Annotated in this window: 4 protein-coding genes and 3 pseudogenes; 4 read left to right on the forward strand and 3 right to left on the reverse strand. The window is 61.8% G+C overall.

Going from position 1 to position 8,070, the window contains the following annotated elements; all coding sequences use genetic code 11:
- Positions 1-36 precede the first annotated feature (36 nt).
- From ydcS to HT737_RS21130, 3 genes and pseudogenes are all read right to left on the reverse strand, one after another.
- Positions 37-1,188: a putative ABC transporter substrate-binding protein YdcS gene (gene ydcS / locus HT737_RS21120; protein WP_095667415.1), complete on the reverse strand. Its 1,152-nt coding sequence runs from the start codon at positions 1,186-1,188 to the stop codon at positions 37-39.
- 83 nt (positions 1,189-1,271) lie between these two features.
- A pseudogene (locus tag HT737_RS21125) lies at positions 1,272-2,731 on the reverse strand (gamma-aminobutyraldehyde dehydrogenase).
- Positions 2,732-2,861: 130 nt separating this feature from the next.
- Positions 2,862-3,776 carry a LysR family transcriptional regulator gene (locus HT737_RS21130; protein WP_007954670.1) on the reverse strand — a complete coding sequence of 305 codons (915 nt, stop codon included), beginning with the start codon at positions 3,774-3,776 and terminating at the stop codon, positions 2,862-2,864.
- A 367-nt stretch (positions 3,777-4,143) separates the two neighbouring features.
- Between HT737_RS21130 and HT737_RS21135 the strand changes: the two are divergent.
- From HT737_RS21135 to HT737_RS21150, 4 genes and pseudogenes are all read left to right on the forward strand, one after another.
- Positions 4,144-4,678 (forward strand): annotated as a pseudogene (locus HT737_RS21135) (tellurite resistance TerB family protein).
- A gap of 352 nt (positions 4,679-5,030) precedes the next feature.
- Positions 5,031-6,653 (forward strand): annotated as a pseudogene (locus tag HT737_RS21140) (methyl-accepting chemotaxis protein).
- Complete coding sequence (locus tag HT737_RS21145) at positions 6,653-7,171, forward strand: chemotaxis protein CheW (protein ID WP_182403940.1); 519 nt, start codon at positions 6,653-6,655, stop codon at positions 7,169-7,171. The pseudogene HT737_RS21140 and the gene HT737_RS21145 overlap by 1 nt, the downstream one beginning before the upstream one ends.
- On the forward strand, positions 7,168-8,070 hold a 903-nt coding region (locus tag HT737_RS21150), incomplete at its 3' end, for a protein-glutamate O-methyltransferase CheR (RefSeq protein ID WP_182403941.1). The genes HT737_RS21145 and HT737_RS21150, both read left to right, overlap by 4 nt.

The following is an 8,070-nucleotide window of genomic DNA, read 5'->3' on the forward strand; positions in this document are numbered from 1 at the left end:
MTGCCGCAGGCTGCGATCTTTTGATCTTGAAAGGGCTTACCTGCCGCCCATGATCGCGATGTAGTCCTGGGTCCAGCGGCTGTACGGCACGAATTTGCCGCCTTCAGCCTGCGGGGTTTTCCAGAAGGCGATCTTGTCGAACTGGTCGAAGCCATTGGTCTTGCAACCCTCGGCGCCGAGCAGTTCGCTTTCCTTGCACGCTGCCGGCACGGCTGGCAGCGAACCAAACCACGCCGCCACGTCACCCTGGACTTTCGGCTGCAGTGACCAGTCCATCCACTTGTACGCGCAGTTCGGGTGCTTGGCCTCGGCGTGCAGCATGGTGGTGTCGGCCCAACCGGTGGCGCCTTCTTTCGGAATGGTCGAGGCAATCGGCTGTTTCTCATTGATCAGGCCGTTGACCTGATACGGCCAGGCACTCGACGCCACCACACCTTCGTTCTTGAAGTCGCTCATCTGCACCGTGGTGTCATGCCAGTAGCGGTGGATCAATGGCTGCTGCGCACGCAACAGATCGAGCACCGCTTTGTACTGTGCTTCGGTCAATTGATACGGATCCTTGATCCCCAGCTCAGGCTTGGCGGTTTTCAGGTACAGCGCCGCATCAGCGATGTAGATCGGCCCGTCATAGGCCTGCACGCGGCCCTTGTTCGGCTTGCCGTCGGGGAAGTTCTGCGCGTCGAACAGCACATTCCAGCTGGTCGGCGGCGTCTTGAACACGTTGGTGTTGTACATCAGCACGTTCGGGCCCCACTGATACGGGGTGCCGTAGGTCTGCTTGTTGACCACGTACCATGGCGCATCTTTCAGGCGTGGATCGAGGGTGTTCCAGTTCGGGATCAACGCGGTGTTGATCGGTTGCACGCGTTTGCCGACGATCAAGCGCAACGACGCATCACCGGACGCGGTGACTAGGTCGTAACCGCCCTTGGCCATCAGGCTGACCATTTCGTCGGAGGTGGCGGCAGTCTTCACATTGACCTTGCAGCCGGTTTCTTTTTCGAAACCGGTGACCCAGTCGTAAGCCTTGTCGCTCTCGCCACGTTCGATGTAGCCGGGCCAGGCCACGATATCCAGCTGACCTTCGCCGGCGCCGACGGCCTTCAGCGGCTCGGCGGCTTGCAGGCTGGCGCTGGCCAGCAGGGCCGTGGTGATTGCACTGAGCAGTGCGGTCTTGTGCACGAACATGGTTGAACCCTCTTCTTTAAATTATGGTCGGGGCAGTTGTGAACGCGGTGCAGCATGCCGTTGGCGGCTTGTTATTAGCGTAGTCAGAGATGCTGGCCGTGGCGGGCCATGATGTGCCGCACCACGCTGTAGTCCTGCAGCGAATCACTGGACAAGTCTTTGCCGTATCCGGAACGTTTCAGTCCGCCGTGGGGCATTTCGCTGACCAGCATGAAATGGCTGTTGATCCAGGTGCAGCCGTACTGCAAGCGGGCGGCGACCTGCATTGCCTTGTCCAGATTCTGTGTCCACACCGACGAGGCGAGGCCGTATTCGGAGTCGTTGGCCCACTCCACCGCTTGTGCGAGTTCGTCGAAACGGGTCACGGTCACCACCGGGCCGAACACTTCGCGCTGGACGATTTCATCCGTTTGCTTGCAACCGGCCAGCAGCGTCGGCTGGTAAAAGAACCCGGCGCCGGAATGCACCGCCGCGCCGGTCACCCGCTCGATGTGCGGCTGGCCGAGGGCGCGTTCGACGAAACTGGCGACGCGGTCGCGCTGGCGGGTACTGATCAGCGGGCCGATCTCGTTGTCGGCATCGCGCTTGCCGGCGAAGCGCAGGCTGCTGACTGCCGCACCCAGTTCGGCAACCAGTTTGTCGTGAATCCCGGCCTGCGCGTAGATGCGGCACGCGGCGGTGCAGTCCTGACCGGCGTTGTAGTAACCGTAGGTGCGCACGCCGTCGACCACCGCTTGCAGGTCGGCGTCGTTGCAGACGATCACCGGGGCTTTGCCGCCGAGTTCCAGATGCGTGCGTTTGAGGGTTTTTGCAGCGGCTTGCAGGATTTTCTGCCCGGTGACGATATCGCCGGTCAGCGAGACCATGCGCACTTTGGCATGCCCGACCAGATGGCTGCCGACGCCTTCACCGCCACCGCAGAGGATGTTGATCACCCCGGCGCGGCAGGATCTCGGCCAGCGCTGGCGCCAGCGCGAGGATCGACAACGGTGTGTGTTCCGAGGGTTTGAACACCAGCGTATTGCCAGCGGCGAGGGCCGGGGCGATTTTCCACGCGGCCATCATGATCGGGTAGTTCCACGGCGCAATCGAGGCGACGACCCCAATCGGATCGCGGCGCACCATGCTGGTGTAGCCCGGCAGGTATTCGCCGCTGAGCTGACCGGTCTGGCAGCGTACGGCACCGGCAAAGAAGCGGAACACATCGACGGTCGCAGTCAGGTCGTCCTGCCGCGCCAGGTGCAGCGGCTTGCCGCAATTCAGCGCTTCGAGGCGGGCGAGGTGATCGGCGTGTTTTTTCCACCGCGTTGGCGATGTCCAGCAACAGATTCGAGCGTTGTTGCGGTGTGGTGCGCGACCATTCGGCAAACGCGCGGTGGGCGGCGAGAATCGCGGTTTCGACCTGCTCGGTGCTGGCCTCGGCGATGTGGGTGAGGATTTCACCGGTGGCCGGATTGAGGATCGGTTCGACAAAACCCTGCCCGGCGACCAGTTCGCCGTCGATCAGCAACGCGGTACACATCGGGGTCTGCACGCCAGCCATTTTCCGCGATCTCTTTTCTTGTGTGGTCATTGTGGCTCCCATGCCCGGGAGCCGACCGTCTTATAGATGCAGCAAGACTAGTGCGCGGCTCCGAGGTCGACAAATTCTAAATACTGAAGGTGGCATTCGATTAAATAGATGGCTTGCGTCCGCCGTGCGGTTGCTCGCGGGCCACGGTCAGGAATGGATCGACCAGAGCGGGGCGCGCTGTCCCACGGCGCCAGGCCAGACCGACATCGAGGGTCTGGTTGAGGTCGGCAATCGGCCGTGCTTCGATGATGTCGCCCTCCAGTGACCACGGGCGGTAGGTCATGTCCGGCTGGATCGACACGCCCAGACCGGCTGCGACAAGGCTTCGCACGGCTTCGGTGGATGCCGTGCGCAGGGTGATCTTCGGTTGCAGCCCGGCACCGCGCCACAGGCGTTGGGCATTGCGATCCATCTCGTCGACGTTCAGTTGAATCAGCGGTTCGCGGGCAACATCGGCGAGATTGATGCTGTCGTGCTCCAGCAGCGGATGCTGGGCCGGCAGCCACAGACGGTGCGGCGAGTGCGTCAGCACTTCGGTTTGCAAGGCGTGGCGGTCTTCGAGGTTGGACAGGATCAGCACGCCGACATCGATCTCGCCGCTGACCAGCAAATGTTCGATGTACGGCCGCTCGTCCTCCATCACCCGGATCTCGACATTGGGATAGGCGCGCTGAAAACGGGTGAGCAAATCGGCGAGGTAATAACCGGCCACCAGACTGGTCACGCCGACAATCAACTGCCCGGCCACCTGGTCGGTGCTTTGTTGCAGGCTGCGCTTGGCGTTATCCACCGTTGCCAGAATCAGATGCGCCTGGCGCAGGAATTGATGACCCTGATGAGTCAAGGTCATGCCCTTGGCGTGACGGTTGAACAGGCTGACGCCGATTTCCTCTTCCAGTTGCTGAATGGCGAGGGTCAGGGTCGATTGGGAAATAAACGCGGTTTGCGCGGCGGCGGAAATCGAGCCGGTCTCGGCCACCGCGATGAAGTGACGGATCTGACGCAGGGTCATCATGAGGTGGGTACCCGGTGGGCAGTTTTTATAGATTGGCCTGAGTGTATATCTATTTTCACGAAGGGCTGCTGCAGGCGGAGCAACATCTGGAAGCACACTCGCAGGCCGGGCCAGGGCACTTTCGAACTAGGCTGAGGGCCTGATAGATCCGGATAACCCCTGCTTTGGAGGCGGAACATGAACACCCGTGGATTGCTCGACCAACTACTCAAATCCGGCCAGGATCTGTTGCAGAACAAGGCCGGCGGCGCGCAGAACAAACCGGCGGCTGGCGGCCTGGGCGGTTTGCTGGGTGGGTCTTCAGGCTCAGGGGCGCTGGGAGGACTGCTGTCGGGGAGCCGGCGGTGGTGCGCTGGCGGCCGGAGCGATGGGGCTGCTTCTCGGCAACAAGAAAGTACGCAAGGTCGGCGGCAAAGTCGCGATCTACGGCGGCCTCGCAGCACTGGGTGTGCTGGCCTACAAGGCCTACGGCAACTGGAACGCGCAAAAAAGGCACCGCCCCACAAACCGAACCGCAAACCCTCGACCGCTTGCCACCGGCGCAAGCCGAGCAACACAGCCAGGCCATTCTCAAAGCACTGGTCGCCGCTGCAAAGGCTGATGGCCATATCGATGATCGCGAGCGCCAATTGATCGAAGGCGAATTCATCAAACTCGACAACGATCAGGAACTGCAACACTGGCTGCACGCCGAACTCAACAAACCCCTCGACCCAAGCGACGTCGCCCGCGCCGCGAGTACGCCGGAGATGGCGGCGGAAATGTACATCGCCAGCGTGATGCTGGTGGATGAGGAGAGCTTTATGGAAAAGGCGTATCTGGAGGAACTGGCCAAGCAACTGAAGCTGGAGCCGGGGTTGAAGGTAGAACTGGAGAATCAGGTGCGCCAGGTATCGCTGTAGAACTGCCTGAACACGGTATTCATGTAGGAGCTGCGGTACGCTGCGATCTTTTGATTTTTTAAGCCAACAGCAAAAGATCGCAGCGTGCCGCAGCTCCTACAAGGTTTTGGGCCAGACGCCGAAGCCTGCTCACGATTGCGTTTTCAGCTGCGCATCCACAGCAATGGCCGATCCAGCGCCCCTTTTTGCCGTTCCATCACTGGCACGCCAGCCCCGGATTGTCGGACAGTCCCACCCCAGAGCCTCCCGGCCATCCATGCCTGGCAGGCCCGAGGGTTAAAAAGCGTCTTATAAATGAAACACCGCCCTCGGCTATACTCCCCGCATTTCGACTTAGGCACGAGGAATCACTGTGAAGAACTGGACGTTGCGCCAACGCATTTTGGCGAGCTTTGCGGTGATTATCGCCATCATGTTGCTGATGGTCGTTGTTTCGTATTCCCGCCTGCTGAAAATCGAAGCCAGTGAAAGCAGCGTGCGTGATGACGCCGTTCCCGGCGTCTATTACAGCTCGATGATTCGCGGTGCGTGGGTCGACAGTTACCTGCAGACCCAGGAACTGCTGGGGCTCAAGGAGGGGCAGGGCATCAGCAGTGAAGATGCGGCGGACTACAAGGCGTTCGAGACGCGCCTGCAAGAGCAGATGGCCAACTATCGCAGCACCGTCACCACCGACGAAGACCGGGTCGAGTTCGCTGCGTTCGAGAAGGACCACGACACCTACATGCAGATTCAGGATCAGGTACTCGATCTGCACAAGCGCAATCTCGAAGCCGAGGCGGTCAAGCTGTTTACCGAGAAGCTGACCCCGGCCTAGTACACCGGCCGCATGAAACTCAACGACATCATCGGTGAGAACAAGCGGGTCGCCGATCAGGCCATGGCCAACATCGACGAGGCGGTAGCGGCGGCCAAGGTCAGCATGTTTGTCTCGCTGCTGGTGGCCGTGCTGGCGGCAGGTGCCTGTGGCCTGCTGCTGATGCGCGCAATCATGGCGCCGATGAACCGCATCGTGAAGATCCTCGAAATCATGCGCACCGGTGACTTGAGCAGCCGTCTGAATCTGGATCGCAAGGACGAGTTCGGCGCGGTGGAAACCGGCTTCAACGACATGATGACCGAGCTGACCTCGCTGGTGTCTCAGGCCCAGCGTTCGTCGGTGCAGGTGACCACCTCGGTGACCGAGATCGCCGCCACATCGAAGCAGCAACAGGCCACCGCCACCGAAACCGCCGCCACCACCACCGAAATCGGCGCGACCTCGCGGGAAATCGCCGCCACCTCGCGGGATCTGGTGCGCACCATGACCGAAGTGTCCACCGCCGCCGATCAGGCCTCGGTGCTCGCCGGGTCCGGCCAGCAAGGCCTGGCGCGCATGGAAGACACCATGCACTCGGTGATGGGCGCGGCTGACCTGGTCAACGCGAAACTGGCGATCCTCAACGAGAAGGCCGGCAACATCAATCAGGTGGTGGTGACCATCGTCAAGGTTGCCGACCAGACCAACCTGCTGTCGCTTAACGCCGCCATCGAGGCCGAGAAGGCCGGTGAGTACGGCCGTGGTTTTGCCGTGGTCGCCACCGAAGTGCGGCGTCTGGCGGATCAGACCGCCGTCGCCACGTATGACATTGAACAGATGGTCCGCGAGATCCAGTCGGCGGTGTCTGCCGGTGTGATGGGCATGGACAAGTTCTCCGAAGAAGTGCGCCGGGGCATGGCCGAAGTGCAGCAGGTCGGCGAGCAACTGTCGCAGATCATCCATCAGGTGCAGGCGCTGGCGCCGCGGGTGTTGATGGTCAACGAAGGCATGCAGGCCCAGGCCACCGGCGCCGAACAGATCAACCATGCGCTGGTGCAGTTGGGCGACGCCAGCAGCCAGACCGTCGAGTCGTTGCGTCAGGCCAGTTTCGCCATCGACGAACTGAGCCAGGTGGCCGTCGGGCTGCGCAGTGGCGTTTCGCGATTCAAAGTCTGATGAGCGAAATCACTGCCAAACGCAGCGCTGCGCCAGTGGCCAGACAGGCGCTGTTTCTGCTGTTTCGCATCGGCAACGAACGCTATGCATTGCGCGCCACTGAAGTGGCGGAGGTTCTGCCGCGCGTACCGTTGAAGCCAATTGCCCAGGCGCCGAAGTGGGTCGCCGGGGTGTTCGCCTATCGTGGTGCGGTGGTGCCGGCTATCGACCTCAGTGCGCTGACCTTCGGTCAACCGGCCGAGGCGCGCACCAGCACCCGGTTGGTGCTGGTGCATTACCGCCCGGATCAACGGCAGTCGCCACGCTGGCTCGGACTGATACTCGAACAGGCGACCGACACCCTGCGCTGCAATCCCGAGGATTTTCAGCCGTATGGTCTGGACAATCGTCAGGCGCCGTACCTCGGCCCGGTACGCGAAGATGCCCAGGGCCTGGTGCAGTGGGTGCGGGTCAACGACTTGCTGGATGACGCCGTGCGCAGCCTGCTCTTTCCCGCGCCGCATGAGACGCCGTCATGAGCAGCGATCAGCGTTTTTTCGATTTCCTCAAGGAACGCATCGGTCTGGATGTCACGTCGGTGGGACCGGCGATCATCGAGCGCGCGGTGCGCCAACGCACCACGCTCTCGCAAGCGGCGCACAGCGATGAATACTGGCAACTGCTGCAAGGTTCGCGGGATGAACAGCAAGCGTTGATCGAAGCGGTGATCGTCCCTGAAACCTGGTTTTTCCGTTACCCGGAATCCTTCGCCACGCTCGGCAAGCTGGCGCGCAAGCGTCTGGACCAATTGAACAACATGCGTGCGCTGCGCATCCTCAGCCTGCCGTGTTCGACCGGTGAAGAACCCTACTCGATTGCCATGGCCTTGCTCGATGCCGGGCTCAAGCCCCATCAGTTCAAGGTCGATGGCATGGATGTCAGCCCGCTGTCGGTGGACAAGGCGCGGCGCGGGCTGTACGGCAAGAACTCGTTTCGGGGTCAGGATCTGGGCTTTCGCGAGCGTCATTTCACCGCCGAACAGGACGGCCATCGGGTCAGCGAAGCGGTGCGTGAGCAGGTGCGCCTGCAGGCCGGCAATGTGTTGGATCCGACGCTACTGGCGGGTGAGCCGCCGTTCGATTTTGTGTTCTGCCGCAACCTGCTGATCTATTTCGACCAGCCGACCCAGAAGCAGGTGTTTGAAGTGCTCAAGCGTCTGACTCACGTGGATGGCGTGCTGTTCATCGGCCCGGCCGAGGGCAGTCTGCTCGGGCGTCTGGGCATGCGCTCGATCGGCATCCCGCAGTCGTTTGCCTTCAGTCGACACGCTGAACCCATGCCCGAACCTGTGGCATTGCCGACCCCGACCCCTTTGCCGGTGCGCCAACCGCTGCGCAGTCCGCCGCCAGTATCGCCGCCGGTGCGTCCGCGGCCGTTT

It is taken from the genome of Pseudomonas sp. MD195_PC81_125 (genome assembly GCF_014060985.1).
GTDB classification, from domain to species: Bacteria; Pseudomonadota; Gammaproteobacteria; order Pseudomonadales; family Pseudomonadaceae; genus Aquipseudomonas; species Aquipseudomonas parakoreensis.